At 34.2% G+C, this 18,291-nt stretch carries 10 protein-coding genes and 2 tRNA genes; 9 read left to right on the top strand and 3 right to left on the bottom strand.

Annotated features, from left to right (window positions below):
• The first annotated feature begins 14 nt into the window (after positions 1–14).
• Positions 15–1,157 carry an acyl-CoA dehydrogenase gene (locus tag H0I27_RS04535; protein ID WP_218732705.1) on the top strand — a complete coding sequence of 381 codons (1,143 nt, stop codon included), beginning with the start codon at positions 15–17 and terminating at the stop codon, positions 1,155–1,157.
• A gap of 213 nt (positions 1,158–1,370) precedes the next feature.
• On the opposite strand, the gene H0I27_RS04530 is transcribed toward H0I27_RS04535, so the two are convergent.
• Positions 1,371–2,153: a tRNA pseudouridine(38-40) synthase TruA gene (locus tag H0I27_RS04530; protein ID WP_218732704.1), complete on the bottom strand. Its 783-nt coding sequence runs from the start codon at positions 2,151–2,153 to the stop codon at positions 1,371–1,373.
• Between the two features lie 276 nt (positions 2,154–2,429).
• Between H0I27_RS04530 and H0I27_RS04525 the strand changes: the two genes are divergently transcribed.
• From H0I27_RS04525 to H0I27_RS04500, 6 genes are all read left to right on the top strand, one after another.
• On the top strand, positions 2,430–3,422 hold the full coding sequence (locus H0I27_RS04525; RefSeq protein ID WP_218732703.1) for an outer membrane beta-barrel protein: 993 nt from the start codon (positions 2,430–2,432) through the stop codon (positions 3,420–3,422).
• A 43-nt stretch (positions 3,423–3,465) separates the two neighbouring features.
• Complete coding sequence (locus H0I27_RS04520; RefSeq protein ID WP_218732702.1) at positions 3,466–4,755, top strand: ammonium transporter; 1,290 nt, start codon at positions 3,466–3,468, stop codon at positions 4,753–4,755.
• Positions 4,756–4,877: 122 nt separating this feature from the next.
• Positions 4,878–5,228: a P-II family nitrogen regulator gene (locus H0I27_RS04515; RefSeq protein WP_218732701.1), complete on the top strand. Its 351-nt coding sequence runs from the start codon at positions 4,878–4,880 to the stop codon at positions 5,226–5,228.
• Positions 5,229–5,235: 7 nt separating this feature from the next.
• The gene (locus tag H0I27_RS04510) at positions 5,236–6,477 is read left to right on the top strand and encodes an ammonium transporter (RefSeq protein ID WP_218732700.1); all 1,242 of its coding nucleotides are present in this window, start codon (positions 5,236–5,238) and stop codon (positions 6,475–6,477) included.
• Between the two features lie 216 nt (positions 6,478–6,693).
• A complete protein-coding gene (gltB, locus tag H0I27_RS04505) occupies positions 6,694–11,205 on the top strand; it encodes a glutamate synthase large subunit (RefSeq protein WP_218732699.1) in 4,512 nt (1,503 codons plus the stop codon).
• A 4-nt stretch (positions 11,206–11,209) separates the two neighbouring features.
• Positions 11,210–12,673: a glutamate synthase subunit beta gene (locus H0I27_RS04500; RefSeq protein ID WP_218732698.1), complete on the top strand. Its 1,464-nt coding sequence runs from the start codon at positions 11,210–11,212 to the stop codon at positions 12,671–12,673.
• Between the two features lie 519 nt (positions 12,674–13,192).
• Here the strand turns inward: H0I27_RS04500 and H0I27_RS04495 are convergent.
• Positions 13,193–13,266 (bottom strand) — tRNA-Asn (locus tag H0I27_RS04495).
• Positions 13,267–13,629: 363 nt separating this feature from the next.
• Positions 13,630–13,703 (bottom strand) — tRNA-Asn (locus tag H0I27_RS04490).
• A 195-nt stretch (positions 13,704–13,898) separates the two neighbouring features.
• Here H0I27_RS04490 and H0I27_RS04485 point away from each other — a divergent pair.
• Together H0I27_RS04485 and odhB are read left to right on the top strand one after the other, a co-directional pair.
• Positions 13,899–16,631, top strand: coding sequence for a 2-oxoglutarate dehydrogenase E1 component (locus tag H0I27_RS04485; protein WP_218732697.1), 2,733 nt, complete (start codon positions 13,899–13,901; stop codon positions 16,629–16,631).
• 196 nt (positions 16,632–16,827) lie between these two features.
• Positions 16,828–18,039 carry a 2-oxoglutarate dehydrogenase complex dihydrolipoyllysine-residue succinyltransferase gene (gene odhB / locus H0I27_RS04480; protein WP_208891124.1) on the top strand — a complete coding sequence of 404 codons (1,212 nt, stop codon included), beginning with the start codon at positions 16,828–16,830 and terminating at the stop codon, positions 18,037–18,039.
• The last annotated feature ends 252 nt before the right edge of the window (positions 18,040–18,291 follow it).

Genomic DNA, 18,291 nt, shown 5'->3' with positions numbered 1-18,291 from the left:
AACAATAAAGATACATGGATTTTAGTTTAACAGAAGAACACATCATGATTCGTGATGCTGCAAGAGATTTTGCACAAACAGAATTATTACCAGGTGTAATAGAAAGAGACAACAAGCAAGAATTCCCAAATGAACTAGTCAAAAAAATGGGAGATCTTGGTTTTCTAGGAATTATGGTAGATCCAAAATACGGAGGAAGCGGTATGGACGCCATTTCTTACGTATTAATAATGGAAGAACTTTCTAAAATTGATGCATCTGCTTCTGTAATTGTTTCCGTAAATAACTCTTTAGTATGTTACGGGTTAGAAGCATATGCCAGTGAAGCACAAAAACAAAAATATTTAACAAAATTAGCAACAGGAGAATTTGTTGGCGCTTTTTGCCTAAGCGAGCCAGAAGCAGGTTCCGACGCAACATCTCAAGCAACAACCGCAATAGACAAAGGAGATCACTACATAATTAACGGAACAAAAAACTGGATCACAAGCGGTGGACGTGCAGATGTTTATTTAGTAATTGCGCAAACAGATAGAGAAAAAGGACACAGAGGCATCAATGCTTTTATAGTAGAAAAAGGAACCGAAGGTTTTCACGTAGGACCAAAAGAAGACAAATTAGGAATCCGTGGCTCTGACACACATACATTACAATTTAATGATGTAAAAGTACCAAAAGAAAACAGAATTGGAGAAGATGGTTTTGGTTTTAAGTTTGCTATGAAAACACTTTCTGGAGGAAGAATCGGTATTGCAGCACAAGCTTTAGGTATTGCAGCTGGCGCGTACGAATTAGCTTTAAAATACTCTAAACAACGTAAAGCATTCGGTACTGAAATTTGCAATCACCAAGCAATTGCTTTTAAATTAGCAGATATGCACACAGAAATAGAAGCAGCAAGAATGTTGGTTACAAAAGCAGCTTGGGACAAAGACCAAGGTAATAACTACGACATGTCTAGCGCAATGGCAAAACTCTACGCCAGTAAAGTAGCTATGGAACACACCGTAGAAGCGGTTCAAATACACGGAGGAAATGGTTTTGTAAAAGACTACCATGTAGAACGTTTAATGCGAGACGCTAAAATTACACAGATTTATGAAGGTACTTCCGAGATTCAGAAAATTGTAATTTCTCGTGGAATTATCAAAGGTTAAATCACTCCTTATATATAAGGTACAAAAATCCATCTTCTCCTAAGATGGATTTTTCTTTTAGCCTCAACCCTTCAGATCAAACCCTCCTCCTATCTAAAACTATTTTACACTAACCCCAAACCTCACTCACAGGTCTTTTTTAGTTAACCAACCCTGTCATTCTAAATTCACTCTTAACAACTTTCGCTAGTTACAAAACGAAAACTATCATTTTTACAACTCCAACTCAATATCATACAATTGCAAACCAGAGGAAGGCGCATTATTTCTCATATACTTTCTATCATTATCTTCTTTTAAAGAATCTTCAATAAATTGCAAATCTAAATTTCCTTTTCCAACCTCAAACAACGTCGCCATCATTAATCGAATCTGGTAACGCAAAAAACCTTTACCTCTCACCTTAAATATATAAGACGTCTCTGGAAAAAAATTAGCCGTTAAAACATCGTTCTCTATAATTTCACACGAGTCAATTATTCTTTTAAACATCGTTTTTTCTGAAGGCCTTGTACAATACTTATGAAAATAATGCTCACCAACAAACAACTTCGCCGCTTCTTGCATCGTTTCTAAATCTAGATTTTCATTAACATTTACAATAAAAGGCGCAGAAAAAGGATGGTTTTTCTCTCCAAAAGAGAAGTAATAATGGTACTCTTTAATCTTCGGGGCGTTAATTACATTAAAACCTCTAGCTACCTTTTGTATAGAAATCGCCCTAAAGTCTGGAGAAAAATTAGCATTTAGAGAAGTTATAAAAATACCCTCCTCCACTATTTTATCTGTAAACATCTGAATATAATAGGTATTTGCAGAAACTTTAGCATCCGTCCTACCTACCCCAATGGTCTTATAATTAGTCTCTTCAAAAACAAAAGACAAGGTTTTATCTACCATATCGTGCAAAGTTTTAGCATTTGTTTGTTTTTGCCATCCTGAAAATCGGAAACCAAGAAATTGTAACCTAACTATATAAGAAAATGAATATTTCATAGGTGCGAATATACAATAATTGCTTTTTTTTTCACAAAAGGCACATTTTTATGGATATCCTAAAATTATGACACACATTTTTACATACCCGATATTTCAAACCCTTCAAAAACCATAAAATGAAGTTATCTCAGTTTCAACCCTATTTTTTTGAGGGTACAACATCAAAAACACCCTATTCTGAAAAACCACCCCCTTGTCAGTTTAAATTTAATATTTACTTTTGACCAAGTTCAATTAATATAAAAATCACTTAACACTAAAAGAACAAACATTATGAAAAAAGTAATTTTCACATTATTATTAGCTACTAGCCTAATAACTACAGCTCAAGAAAACGAAGACAAAGGAACTTTTACATTAAGCGGTACAGTAGATGTATACCACAGTAGCAATCTTAAAAGTGGCTCTTTAGGATCTGTCGGTGTTTTATCTGATGTCCCAGCAAACGGCTTTGGTTTAGGTATGGTAAATACAATTTTTTCTTATGAAAAAGGTAAAGCAGGAGTTGTTGCTGATTTAGCTTACGGGCCTAGAGCAAACGCAGCAAACGCATACCAAGGAGCAATCAATCAATTATATGCTTACTATAACGCAACAGATAAATTAACACTAACATTAGGACAATTTAATACTTTTTATGGTTACGAAGTAATTTCTCCTGCAGGAAACTTCAACTACTCTGTATCTTATTTATTTAATGCAGGTCCATTTTCTCACACAGGTATAAAAGCAGATTACGCTGTTTCTGAAGATTTATCTTTTATGCTAGCTTTAACAAATCCTCATGGAGTTGTCGCAGGATCTAACCCAACTGACGAATATCAATTAGGATTTCAAACAGGATACAAAGGTCAATACTTTAACTTAGCTTATGGTTCTGATGGTTTTGGTTTTACAGACGTATTATACTTAGACTATACAGGTGGTTTTGATTTATCTGAATCATTCTACTTAGGTTTAAATGCTGCATATTCTAACTCTAGTGATGCTGACGCAGGTTACCAAGGTGTTGCACTATATTTACAAAACTCATTTTCAGACAAATTTTCTCTAGGATTAAGACCTGAATTTTTCACTTACACTTCTGGAGCTGGAGACACAAATGTTTCTGCTTTTACTTTAACAGGAAACTTATCTTTAACAGAAAGCTTAAAAATTATTCCAGAAATAAGATATGACACTTCAGACGATATGATTATACCTGGTTTCGTAGGATCAGAAAAAAACATGACTGGAGCTACTTTAGCAGCAGTATACTCTTTCTAAGAAAAGAACATCAAAATACATCACTAACTAACACTATATAAATATGAGTTTATTTTTAACATTATTTCAAGACGCTCCAGCAACAGAAATTTCAAAAGCTGTTGAACAAATAAATGGAGACATGGGAATGCTTTGGATGCTTATCGCAGGTATCTTAGTATTCTTAATGCAAGCAGGATTTACATTAGTAGAATCTGGAATGACAAGATCTAAGAATGCAGTTAACATTGCAATGAAAAATTTATTAGATATATGTGTAGGCTCATTAACATTTTGGTTAGTAGGATACTCTTTAATGTACGGAGACACTTCTAACGGATGGTTCTTCTGGAGCGGTTTATTTCAAGGCGAAGGAGCAGATTTATTTTTCCAAACTATGTTTGCTGCAACAACTGCAACTATAGTTTCTGGTGCAATTGCAGGTAGAACAAAATACTCTACATACATTATTTTCTCTATTGTAATGACTGCTGTTATTTATCCAATTTCTGGAGGATGGCAATGGCAAGGTAGCGGATGGTTAACAGAAATGGGATTCATCGATTTTGCAGGTTCTTCAATTGTACACTCTGTTGGTGGATGGGCTGCTTTAGTTGCCGCTTTTATGGTAGGTCCAAGAATTGGAAAATATGTAGACGGAAAAGTATTACCTATTCCTGGTCATAATCAAATATTAGCAACTTTAGGTGTATTTATCCTTTGGTTTGGATGGTTTGGTTTTAATGGTGGATCTCAACTAGCTTGGGGTGGCGCTGACTCAATTGCTGCATCAAACGTAGTATTAATCACAAACTTATCAGCTGCTGCTGGTGGATTAGGAGCATTAATAACTACTTGGATCTGGTACGGTAAACCAAACTTAGGTCAAACTTTAAATGGTGTACTTGCAGGATTAGTTAGTATTACTGCTGGTTGTGGTAACATGACTGCCGGAGGTGCTGTATTAGCAGGTTTAATTGGAGGTATTCTTGTAGTATTTGCAATTGAATTTATAGAAAAGAAATTAAAAATTGACGATGCTATTGGAGCCGCTTCTGTACATGGTGTTGCCGGTGCATGGGGAACTTTAGTTATTGGTCTTTGGGGAGTTGACGGAGACACAGCTATTGGATTATTCAATGGTGGTGGCGCTGGTCAATTAGGAGTTCAAGCAACTGGAGTATTAGCATACGCTGCTTGGGCAATTGGTTTATCATTTATTGTTCTTGGAATCTTAAAAGCAACAATGGGATTACGTGTAAGTAAAGAGGTAGAAATCGAAGGATTGGATGTTCATGAACACGGATCTATCGCATACCCAGGAGTTAGACAAAGAGAATTTGACGATAAATAAAATATCAAAAAACAGTTTAGTTATTATTATTCTTAAAAAATCACATAACTTGCTAAAGTAAGTTATGTGATTTTCATACAAAAAAGAATAAACTAAATAAATAATTAACAATTAACTATATCATGAAAAAAATAGAAGCGATTATAAGAAAATCCAAATTCAGCGCTGTAAAAGAAGCATTACACGCAGTAGATGTAAATTTCTTTTCTTATTGGGACGTTACTGGTTTAGGAAACGAAAAAGAAGGACACGTATACAGAGGCGTAAGCTATAGCACTAGCGACATACAACGTAGACACGTATCCATAGTAGTAAATGATGATTTTGAACAAATAACCATAGACGCTTTACTTAAATCGGCTGCCACAGGAGATGTTGGTGATGGTAAGATTTTCGTATCAGACGTAACGGAAGTATACAGAATAAGAACCGGAGAAAAAGGTGGTGAAACTTTAAAGAAAAAATCAAAATAAAAAACACATGGAATTATTAACAATTAACAATGTATGGATGATGATCTGTACAGCACTAGTTTTCTTTATGCATTTAGGTTTTGCATTTTTAGAAATTGGTTTAACAAGACAGAAAAACACACTTAACATTCTTTTTAAAAATATATTCATCATCACAACCGGACTTTTACTATATGCATTAGTAGGTTTCAATTTAATGTACCCTGGCTTCGCAGAAGGTTCATCTGGAATTTTTGGTTTTGCAGGATTTGGACTATCATCTCCATTAACAGCAGAAGGCGCTTTAGACCTTACTTACAATGAAGGTTACACTTACTGGACTGATTTCTTATTTCAAGGAATGTTTGCTGCAACTGCTGCAACCATAGTTTCTGGTGCTGTTGCCGAAAGAATGAAAATACTTCCATTTATGATATTCGCCGTAATATACGTAGGTATCGTTTACCCAATTGCAGGTTCTTGGAAATGGGGTGGTGGATTTTTAGATCAATTATCAACACCTTTTTACGATTTTGCAGGATCTACATTAGTACACTCCGTTGGTGGATGGGCAGCTGTAGTAGCTGTTTGCTTATTAGGAGCTAGAATAGGAAAATTCAAAAAAGGAGAAATACAAGCAATCCCTGGTCATAACATACCTTTAGCAACCGCTGGTGTTTTAATACTTTGGTTAGGATGGTTTGGTTTTAATGGTGGTTCTGTTTTATCTGCAGATCCTGGATTAACATCTTTAACTTTAGTAACTACTTGTTTATCTGCAGCTGCAGGTGGAGTTGTAGCCGCTATCGTTTCTACTATAATGTATAAAAATTTAGATTTAACAATGTTCTTAAATGGTATTTTAGGAGGATTAGTTGGTATTACCGCGGGAGCAGATCAAATGTCTCCTACAGACGCTATTTTAATTGGCGCTATTGCTGGTGTAATTATTGTTTTTGCGGTTAGCCTAATAGATAAATTAAAATTAGATGACCCAGTTGGTGCTATTGCTGTTCACTTAATATGTGGTATTTGGGGAACTTTAGCAGTAGGTTTATTTGGTAACCTTGCAGGTGTAGATCAATTTATTAGCCAACTAATCGGAGTAGCTTCTTATGCAGTATTTTGCTTAGTAACTTCGTTTATCATTATATACACTCTAAAGAAAACAATGGGAATTAGAGTTAGTGAAAAAGAAGAATTAGAAGGATTAGATGTTCATGAACACGGTATGGATGCATACCCTGATTTTCGTTTAAACGAGCACTAGTCACTTAATTAAAATGACGTTAAAAGTCTGCAAATTTAAAAATTTGTGGACTTTTTTCTTATTTTATGAATATGATAATAAAATTCCCTTAGATTGTCATAAGTAATTTTTTTACACGGTTTTATTGTTTTCATCATAAAAATCACATTAAAACAGCGAGAATACTGAATCCTTTTCAATAAAATACATAGATTTGTATATATAATTGAACACAATATGGAGAAACAAGGATTATACTTACCAGAGTTTGAACACGAAAATTGCGGTGCTGGTTTTATCTGTAATTTGAATGGAGATAAAACAAATCAAATTATACATGACGCCCTAGAAATTCTAGTAAAACTAGAACATAGAGGAGGTGTTAGTGCAGATGGAAAGACAGGAGATGGAGCTGGAATTTTAATAGACATACCTCATGACTATTTTAAACGAGTCTGTAATTTTCCTATACCCGAACAACGCGAATATGCTGTTGGAATGGTGTTTCTTCCAAAAGTAGACAACCAATATAATTTCTGTAAAACCACATTTGAAAAAGAAATAAAACAACAAGGACTTGCCATTTTAGGATGGAGAGAAGTTCCTGTAGACCCTTCTCAATTAGGAGAAATTGCTTTAGCATCAGAACCTATTATTGAACAATTATTTATCGGTAAAACCGAAGAAATTGAAGAAGCTACCTTTAAAGCTAAATTATATGCTGCTAGAAAAATAGCAGAACATACCATCAGAAAATCTAAAATTTCTGAAAGTAAATATTTTTACATTCCAAGTTTATCTACTACTACAATCATCTACAAAGGTATTATTATGCCAGAAGATATTGGACCTTACTATAAAGATTTACAAGAAATAGATTTAGTAACACGTTTGGCATTAGTACACCAACGTTTTTCTACCAATACAATGCCAACTTGGGAGTTAGCACAACCATTTAGACACATGTGTCAGAATGGTGAAATTAACACTTTACGTGGTAATGTTAGTAGAATGAGAGTTCGAGAAGAAATCATGAAAAGTGATGTTTTTGGACCACAAATAGACAAATTATTCCCAATTATATTACCAGGAAAATCAGATTCTGCTTCTATGGATATGGTTGTTGAACTATTAACTCACACCGGTCGTTCATTACCAGAAATTATGATGATGATGATTCCTGAAGCTTGGGAAAAACATAAAACCATGTCTAAAGAGCGTAAAGCTTTTTACGAATACAACGGCTGTATTATGGAGCCTTGGGATGGACCTGCTTCTGTACCTTTTACAGATGGAGATTATATTGGAGCCTTATTAGATAGAAATGGTTTAAGACCATCTAGATATACGGTTACAAAAAGTGGTAGCTTAATTATGTCATCAGAAATTGGTGTTGTAGATGTTGCGCCAGAAGACGTAAAAGAACACGGAAGATTGGAACCAGGAAAAATGTTCTTGGTAGACATGAATGAAGGTAGAATTATTCAGGATGAAGAAATAAAAAGTAAAATTGTTTCTGAAAGACCGTATCAAAAATGGTTAGACAAATCTCGTTTACACTTAAAAGATGTTCCTTATAACGGTGAAACTTGCCCAATTGAAACCATTGATGTAAAAACGCGTCAACGTTTATTTAATTATACTTTTGAAGATATTCAAGAAGTAATTACACCAATGGCAATTGTTGGTAAAGAAGCTTTAGGATCAATGGGAATTGATACACCTTTAGCCGTTTTATCAGACAGACCCCAATTAATCTCAAACTACTTTAAACAACTTTTCGCACAAGTTACCAACCCACCTTTAGATGGTATTCGTGAAGAAATTGTAACTGATATTAGTTTAAATTTAGGAAAAGATAGAAATATTTTCAGCATTACAAACAGACAGTGTAGAAAATTAAGAATTCAGAACCCTGTTATTTCTAATGCCGATTTAGAAAAAATAAGAAATATAGATATTGAAAGTTTCAAAGCAAAAACTATTGAAATTTTATATCCAAAAGCACAAGGATTAAACGGACTTGAGGATGCTTTAGACGCAATTGTTATTCAGGTTGAAAAAGCAATTGAAGAAAAAAATAACATCATTATATTATCTGACCGTGGTGTAAACCAAGAGTTTGCTCCTATTCCTGCTTTATTAGCATGTTCTTTTGTAAATCATCAATTAAACCGTTTACGTAAGCGTTCTTATTTCGATATTATTATTGAATCTGCAGAACCACGTGAACCACATCATTTTGCAACTTTATTTGGTTATGGCGCTAGTGCTGTAAACCCATATATGGTTAATGAAATTATCAGAATGCAAGTTAAAGAAGGCTTCATAACTGGTATGGACGAGCAAAAAGCTGTAGATAATTTCAACCAAGCGATTGGTAAAGGAATTTTAAAAGTAATGAACAAAATTGGAATCTCTACACTACATTCTTATAGAGGTTCTCAAATTTTCGAAATTGTAGGTTTTAACTCGCAATTTGTAGAAAAATACTTCCCTTATACAGCCTCAAGAATTGAAGGTATTGGTTTATATGAAGTTGAAAAAGAAATTGATCAACGCTATAAACAAGCATATCCAGACAATCAAATTGACAAAAACTTAGGTTTAAATGTTGGTGGAGATTACAGATGGAGAAGAAATGGTGAACGCCACTTATTTAATCCAACAACAGTTGCAAAATTACAGCAAGCTGTACGTTTAAGTGATCAAGCGAGTTATGATGTATACGCCAAAACAATCAACGAACAGTCAGAAAGTTTAATGACAATTCGTGGTTTGTTTCAGTTCGACAACTTAGACCCTATTCCATTAGAAGAAGTAGAACCTTGGACAGACATTGTAAAACGTTTTAAAACGGGTGCCATGTCTTACGGATCTATCTCTAGAGAAGCACATGAAAATTTAGCGATTGCCATGAATAGAATTGGAGGAAAATCTAATTCTGGTGAAGGTGGTGAAGACAGAAAACGTTTTCAAAAAGATATTAATGGAGACAGCAGAAACTCTGCCATTAAGCAAGTAGCTTCTGGTAGATTTGGAGTAACTTCTCATTACCTATCAAGCGCAAAAGAAATACAAATTAAAATGGCTCAAGGAGCAAAACCTGGTGAAGGTGGTCAATTACCCGGAGCCAAAGTTTTACCTTGGATTGCAGCTGCAAGAAACTCAACTCCTTTTGTTGGATTGATTTCTCCTCCTCCACACCACGATATTTATTCTATTGAAGATTTAGCACAATTAATCTACGATTTAAAGAATGCAAACAGAGACGCTAGAATTAATGTAAAGTTAGTTTCTGAAGTTGGTGTTGGTACTATTGCCGCAGGTGTTGCCAAAGCAAAAGCAGATGTTGTACTAATTGCTGGTTACGATGGTGGTACCGGAGCATCTCCTCTTACCTCATTAAAACACGCTGGTTTACCTTGGGAACTTGGTTTAGCTGAAGCACAACAAACTTTAGTTCTTAATGATTTAAGAAGTAGAATTGTTGTAGAATGTGACGGACAATTAAAAACAGGTCGTGATGTTGCTATTGCAGCTTTACTAGGTGCTGAAGAGTTTGGTTTTGCAACCGCTCCTTTAGTTGCTTCAGGTTGTATCATGATGCGTAAATGTCACTTAAACACTTGTCCGGTTGGTATTGCTACTCAAGATAAAGAGTTACGTAAAAACTTTAAAGGAACACCAGAACACGTAATTAACTTCTTCTTCTATATTGCAGAAGAATTAAGAGCAATTATGGCGCAACTAGGCTTTAGAACACTAGATGAAATGGTGGGCCAGACTCATAAAATTAACGCAAACAAAGCAATAAATCACTATAAAGCAAAAGGTTTAGATTTATCTAGTATTTTACACAGACCAACTGCTTATAGAAGCATGATTGTTAAGAATACTGAAAAGCAAGACCACAACTTAGAAGGAGTTTTAGACTTTACTATATTAAAAGATTCTCACAGAGCTTTATATAGAAAAGAAAAAATGAATTTAGCATATCCAATTAAAAATACAAATCGTACTGTTGGAGCCATTGTAAGTCATGAAATCTCTAAAATCTATGGTCACTTAGGTTTACCAGAAGACACATTAAACATCAACTTTACAGGATCTGCAGGTCAAAGTTTTGGAGCATTTGGTGCTCATGGATTAACATTTATCTTAGACGGTAACACAAATGATTATTTAGGTAAAGGTTTATCTGGAGCCAAATTAATTATTAAGAAACCCGCAAAAGCAGACTTTTTAGCAGAAAATAATATTATTGTTGGTAACGTTTGTATGTTTGGGGCCGTAGCCGGTGAAGCGTATATAAACGGAATTGCAGGAGAACGTTTTGCAGTTCGTAACTCTGGTGCAACAGCAGTTGTAGAAGGAGTTGGAGATCACTGTTGTGAATATATGACCGGTGGTAAAGTAGTTGTTTTAGGTAAAACAGGTAGAAATTTTGCTGCAGGTATGAGTGGTGGTATCGCTTATGTATATGACCCTAACAATACATTTATAAACGGACTTTGTAATACAGAAACTATTGAGTTCGAAGAAATCTCTGAAGAAGTTGCTGCCGAATTAAAAGCAACAATAGAAAAACATGTTTTATATACAGACAGTAAAAAAGGTGCAGAATTGTTAGCAGATTGGGACACAAGTTTAAAAAACTTTGTAAAAGTAATGCCAACTGAATACAAGAAAGCCTTAAAACGTATAGAAACAGAAGAACCAATGTTCGAAGAACTAACAATAGCATAATGTCATGGGAAAAATAACAGGATTTAAAGAATTTGAAAGACAGGATGAAACATACACTGCTGTAAAAGATCGTGTAAAAAATTATAAAGAATTTACAGTTCCTCTTTCTGAAGAAGAAATAACAAAACAAGGATCACGTTGTATGGATTGTGGTATTCCTTTTTGCCATAGTGGTTGTCCATTAGGAAATCTAATTCCAGATTTCAATCATATGGTACACCAAGGTGAATGGAAAAAAGCATCATGGATACTACATTCTACAAACAATTTTCCAGAATTCACAGGTCGCTTATGCCCTGCTCCATGCGAACAATCATGTGTGCTAGGTATTATTGAAGACCCAGTTTCTATTGAAAATATTGAAAAAAATATTGTAGAACGCGCCTTTAAAGAAGGATGGATAAAACCACAACCTCCTAAAAACAGAACAGGAAAAACAATTGCAATTGTTGGTTCTGGTCCTGCAGGATTAGCAGCAGCACAACAATTAAACAGAGCCGGTCATACAGTAACTGTTTTTGAAAGAGATGATGAAGTTGGTGGTTTATTACGTTACGGAATTCCTAATTTTAAATTAGAAAAAGGAATTATCGATAGAAGAATTGCTATTTTAGAAGCAGAAGGAATTATATTTAAAACAAATGTAAACGTTGGCGTTAACTATAGTGTAAAAGATTTAAAAGCTTTTGACAGCATTGTATTATGTGGCGGTGCAACAGAAAGACGCAGCTTACCAACTCCTGGTATTGATGCCGATGGTGTAGTACAAGCAATGGATTTCTTAACACAACAAACAAAAGTTGTATTTGGTAAAGAAGTAAAAAACCAAATACTAGCTACAGATAAAGATGTAATTGTAATTGGTGGTGGAGATACAGGATCTGATTGTATTGGGACCTCAAACAGACACGGAGCAAAATCTGTGGTAAACTTTGAAATTATGCCAAAACCTCCAGGACACCGTTCACCAACAACTCCTTGGCCTTTTTGGCCTTTACAATTAAAAACTTCTTCTTCTCACAAAGAAGGTGCAGAGCGTAATTGGTTAATTAATACCAAAGAGTTTGTTAAAGATTCAGACGGAAAATTAACTGCTTTAAAAACAGTTAATGTAGAATGGAAAATGGTTCCAGGTCAAAGACCTCAGCTAATAGAGATTGCAGGTACAGAAAAAACATGGCCTTGCGACTTAGCTTTACTAGCATTAGGATTTACAGGCCCAGAAAGCACTTTAGCAGATAAATTAGGCCTTAAGACAGATGCTCGTTCTAACTACAAAGCAGAATACGGTAAATATCAAACCAATGTAAAAAACATCTTTACAGCAGGAGATATGCGTCGCGGACAGTCTTTAATTGTTTGGGCAATTTCTGAAGGAAGAGAAGCAGCAAGACAAGTAGATTTATTTTTAATGGGTAAAACAGAATTACCTTCTAAAGATGTTACTGGCGATTTAGTTGCTATGTAATTTATCCAAACTATCAACTCTAATGATTCCGTATTTTTGGAATTGTAACGAGAATATATCAAAACTCATCAATTAAATTATTGATGAGTTTTTTTTTACTTTAAAATAGTAACAATATTTTGGGCGTGCCCATTTTTAAAAGAACATCATTTATAACAACAAACGATTTAGCTTCAAAATGGTCAGGCTATCCATTACAAGTCCTCGATCGTGCCTCACTGCGGACTTTTCACTACTATCCTTCACGCAATATTCATTATAAAAAAAACAGAAGTAAGCATCAACATAAACTACACAAATTAACTGTTTACCTATTCTTTTTCTACCCCTTTTTCAAATTTCCAAAAACTATCTATCGGATTCACCCATTTGCTTTTAGTTGGCGTATAAATTTTTAACGGCGTATTTTGCACTTCAAATAAAATTAATCAACACAATCAACCACTCCACAACGGTCTAAAATCAATAAAAATATAAGCATAAAAAAAAGCCTTATCAATAAAGATAAGACTTTTTTTGCTCCCTCTCAAGGACTCGAACCTTGGACCCTCTGATTAACAGTCAGATGCTCTAACCAACTGAGCTAAGAAGGAGTTTGCGACACATAAATGTGTTTTGCGAGTGCAAATATAAATCTTTTTATTAGTTGCACAAATGTTTCTTCATATTTTTTTACACTAAAAAGAAAGTATTTTCTGCCTAGTAAAAAAACTACAACATCATAATTTAAACTTTCTAATATTTACACACAATACTTAACTACTTCCTCTATTTATTCAGCTATACTAAAATGAACGCATAGTCACCAAAAATTGTAGCCATCCTAATAATTATAGCGAATTATTAAACCCTACAACTATTAGACATAATCCCTTTACCCCTAGATTCACTGAAACGAAATCTAAAAAAGTTTATAACAAAAAAAAAGCCTTATCAATAAAGATAAGACTTTTTTGCTCCCTCTCAAGGACTCGAACCTTGGACCCTCTGATTAACAGTCAGATGCTCTAACCAACTGAGCTAAGAAGGAGTTTGCGACACATAAATGTGTTTTGCGAGTGCAAATATACATCCTTTTTTAACTTCACCAAACAATTTTTAAAAAAAAATTAAAAAAATACAAAAAAAAGTATTTTGTATTATTATCAATAAATAATACGGGTTTACTACAAAATTTGTATTTTTGATTCTGCATTACATACTTTAAAAAAGTAGAAACTATAATATGGATAAATTTTCGTTTTTAAACGCAGCACACACAGGCTTTATAGCTGATTTATATGATAAGTATTTGATAAACCCAGATGCCGTAGAACCAAGCTGGAGAAGCTTCTTTCAGGGATATGATTTAGCAAATGAGAATTATTCTTTAAAAGAAGAAGAAGTTTCATCAGAAATACCTCAAGAAGTTCGTAAAGAATTTTTTGTTGTCGATTTAATTAATGGCTATAGAACACGTGGTCATTTATTTACAAAAACAAACCCGGTTAGAGATAGAAGACAGTATTACCCTACTTTAGATCTTGAAAACTTTGGCCTTTCCGAAATCGATTTAGACAAAGAATTTTCTGCAGGTGAAGTTTTAGGCTTAGGAAAAGCAAAACTTTCTGAGATTATAAAAAACTTACAACGTATTTACTGTGATTCTATTGGTGTAGAATACATGTATATGCGTAACCCAGAAAAATTAAAATGGTGGCATGAACGTTTTAATAAAAACGACAACCACCCAAACTACTCTATAGAGGCTAAAAAATATATTTTAGGAAAACTAAACCAAGCAGTAACTTTTGAGAGTTTCTTGCAGACTAAATACGTTGGTCAGAAACGTTTTTCTTTAGAAGGTGGAGAAACCTTAATTCCAGGTATGAGCGTTATCTTAAGAGATGCCGCAGAAAAATACGGAGTTAAAGAATGTGTTTTAGGAATGGCTCACAGAGGGCGTTTAAATACGTTGGTTAACATCTTTAAAAAACCTGTTAGAGATTTATTTAGTGAATTTGAGGGGAAAGATTTCGAAGATGAAGACATCGATGGAGATGTAAAGTACCATTTAGGTTTAACGTTAAGTAAAACTTTTAGAGATGGTAACGAAATAAAAATGAATTTAGTTCCAAATCCTTCTCACTTAGAAACTGTAGCTGCAGTAACAGAAGGAATTACAAGAGCTAAAATAGATAGAAAATATAATGGTGATGCTAGCAAAATATTACCAATTATAATTCATGGAGATGCTGCAATTGCAGGTCAAGGTATTGCATATGAGGTAACTCAGATGGCAAAATTGAATGGTTATAAAACAGGTGGTACAATTCACATTGTCGTTAATAATCAAATTGGTTTTACAACTAATTATTTAGATGCACGTTCTAGTACGTACTGTACAGATGTAGCAAAAGTAACTTTATCGCCAGTATTGCATGTAAATGCAGACGATACAGAAGCTGTTTGTCATGCTATGGAAATGGCGTTAGAATTTAGAATGAAGTTTAAACAAGATATTTTTATCGATTTATTAGGCTATAGAAAATATGGGCATAATGAAGGTGATGAACCTCGTTTTACACAACCTACATTATATAAAGCAATCTCTAAGCATAAAAATCCTAAAGATATTTATGCTGCACAATTACTTGCAGAGGGTTCTATAGATGGTTCTTATTTAAAAGAAATTACTACGGAATTCAAAGAAATGCTTGAAAGAGAATTTGATGAAGCCAAAAAAGTGGAAAAATCGATTGTAAGAGAATTTATGCAATCTACTTGGGAAGGATACGAGCGTGAAGATTTAGATGCAATGTTGCTTACCAACGACACAAAATATGATGAAGATAAATTAAAAGGTATTGCAAAAGTAGTTTCTACAGTTCCTGAAGGAGCTAACTTTGTTAGAAAAGCAGAACGTATTTTAGCTGGTAGAGCTAAAATGACTTTTGAAACGAATAACTTAGACTGGGGAATGGCAGAAACGTTGGCCTACGGAAGTTTAATGGAAGAAGGATACAACATTCGTATTTCTGGACAAGATGTAGAAAGAGGTACATTTTCTCACAGACACGCTATCTTACGTGATGAGGTTACAGAAGAACGTATCAACTTACTAAATACAAACCCTAATAATAAAGGACAAATGACGATCTACAATTCGTTATTGTCTGAATACGGTGTACTTGGTTTTGATTATGGTTACGCCATGGCAAACCCAAATACATTAACAATTTGGGAGGCACAGTTTGGAGATTTCTCTAACGGTGCACAAATTATGTTTGACCAATATATTTCTGCAGCAGAAGATAAATGGAAGTTACAAAACGGAATTGTAGTATTATTACCTCACGGTTATGAAGGGCAAGGTTCTGAGCATTCATCTGCAAGAATAGAACGTTACTTACAATTATGTGCCATAGATAATATGACGGTTGCAAATTGTACAACACCTTCTAACTTTTATCATTTGTTACGTAGACAAATGAAACGTACGTATAGAAAACCTTTAATTGTATTTACACCTAAAAGTTTATTACGTCATCCGAAAGCAGTTAATACGATTCAAGATTTAGCTACTAGTGAATTTCAAGAAGTTATAGACGACACACTAGCACCTAAAAAAGTAAAGAAAATAGTTTTCTGTATGGGTAAATTCTATTATGATTTACTTGAAGAAAGAGAAAATTTAAAAAGAGATGATATTGCTTTGGTAAGAATAGAGCAATTATTCCCTTTACATTTAGAAAAAATACAGAAAGTAATAGATAGATATCCTAATGTAGAAGAATACATTTGGGCACAAGAAGAACCAAGAAACATGGGAGCTTGGAGTTATATGTTAGAACGCATGGAGTTAGTTAAACTAACAGTTCGTTCTCGTAAATACTACGCAGTACCTGCAGCTGGTTCTAGTACAAGATTTAAAAAACGTCATAAAGCTGTTATTGACAGTGTTTTTGATACAGAGTAAGTCGCGTTAAGGATTGAAATGACATCCTTTTTTACTGTCAGTTCGAGTCAATTTGCTCTTTTGCAAATTTGTATCGAGAACAGAAGTAAAAAAGATATAATGGAAAGCCTGTTAAAACGCCAAAATAGTTAAAAGAAAATATAAAATAATTAAATAGAGTACCGTATTAATTTTGGTATTAATAAATTAAGAAAGCATGAGTGTTTTAGAAATGAAAGTTCCTTCTCCAGGAGAATCAATTACAGAAGTAGAAATTGCAACTTGGTTAGTTGAAGATGGTGATTATGTTGAAAAAGATCAACCAATTGCAGAAGTAGATTCTGACAAAGCAACCTTAGAATTGCCTGCTGAAGAAAGCGGAATTATCACTTTAAAAGCAGAAGAAGGTGATGCAGTTGCTGTTGGTGCAGTAGTTTGTTTAATTGATACAAGCGCGGCAAAACCAGAAGGTGATGCTCCTGCAAAAACAGAAGCGCCTAAAGAAGAAAAGAAAGTTGAAGTAAAAGAAGCTCCTAAAGCTGCTACTTACGCAACCGGAACAGCTTCTCCTGCAGCTAAAAAAGTTTTAGCAGAAAAAGGAATTGCTCCTTCTGCTGTAAAAGGTAGTGGAAAAGACGGTAGAATTACCAAAGACGATGCTGTAAAAGCAGTACCTTCTATGGGAACGCAACCAGCAAGTGGTTCTAGAGGTACAGAACGCAAGAAAATGTCTATGTTACGTAGAAAAGTTGCAGAACGTTTAGTAGCTGTAAAAAGCGAAACGGCTATGTTAACTACTTTTAACGAAGTAAACATGCAACCAATTTTTGACTTACGAACAGAATATAAAGAAGCTTTTAAAGCGAGACACGGCGTAGGATTAGGCTTTATGTCTTTCTTTACTTTAGCGGTTGTTAGAGCTTTAAAATTATTTCCAGATGTAAACTCTATGATTGATGGAGATTACCAAATTAAAAATGATTTTCAAGATATTTCAATAGCAGTTTCTGGACCAAAAGGTTTAATGGTTCCTGTAATTAGAAATGCAGAAAATTTATCTTTTAGAGGTGTAGAATCTGAAGTAAAACGTTTGGCAATTAGAGCTAGAGACGGTCAAATTACTATTGATGAAATGACTGGTGGAACTTTTACAATTACCAATGGTGGTGTATTTGGTTCTATGCTATCTACTCCTATTTTAAATCCTCCTCAGAGTGGAATTTTAGGAATGCACAACATTGTAAACAGACCAATGGCAGTTAATGGTGGAATTGTAATTCAGCCAATTATGTATGTTGCTTTATCTTACGATCATAGAATTGTAGATGGTAGAGAATCTGTTGGTTTCTTAGTGGCTGTTAAAGAGGCTTTAGAAAACCCAGTTGAGTTATTAATGGACAACAATCCAGCAAAAGCATTAGAAATGTAGTTTCTTTTTGAAACAAGATAAAATAAAGTCGAGTAATTTGGCTTTTTAGATATTCAAAACCTTTTTGAGAAATCAGAAAGGTTTTTTTATTTGAAGCTATTTCCTGCTTTCGCTACTCGCTTTTTTGTCATTCTTCCAAAAAGAGCTCAAACAGACCGCTCAATCAGGGCTAGACTTATTTGAAAATTCTTATATAATGACAATATTTCATACAGAGAGATTTAGTAACAACTAGGAATCTATAGTTTTTCA

The sequence above is a fragment of the Polaribacter sp. HaHaR_3_91 genome (genome assembly GCF_019278525.1).
GTDB lineage: Bacteria > Bacteroidota > Bacteroidia > Flavobacteriales > Flavobacteriaceae > Polaribacter.
Note: the sequence above shows the minus strand (reverse complement) of the source record. Positions and strands in the feature narration are given on the sequence as shown.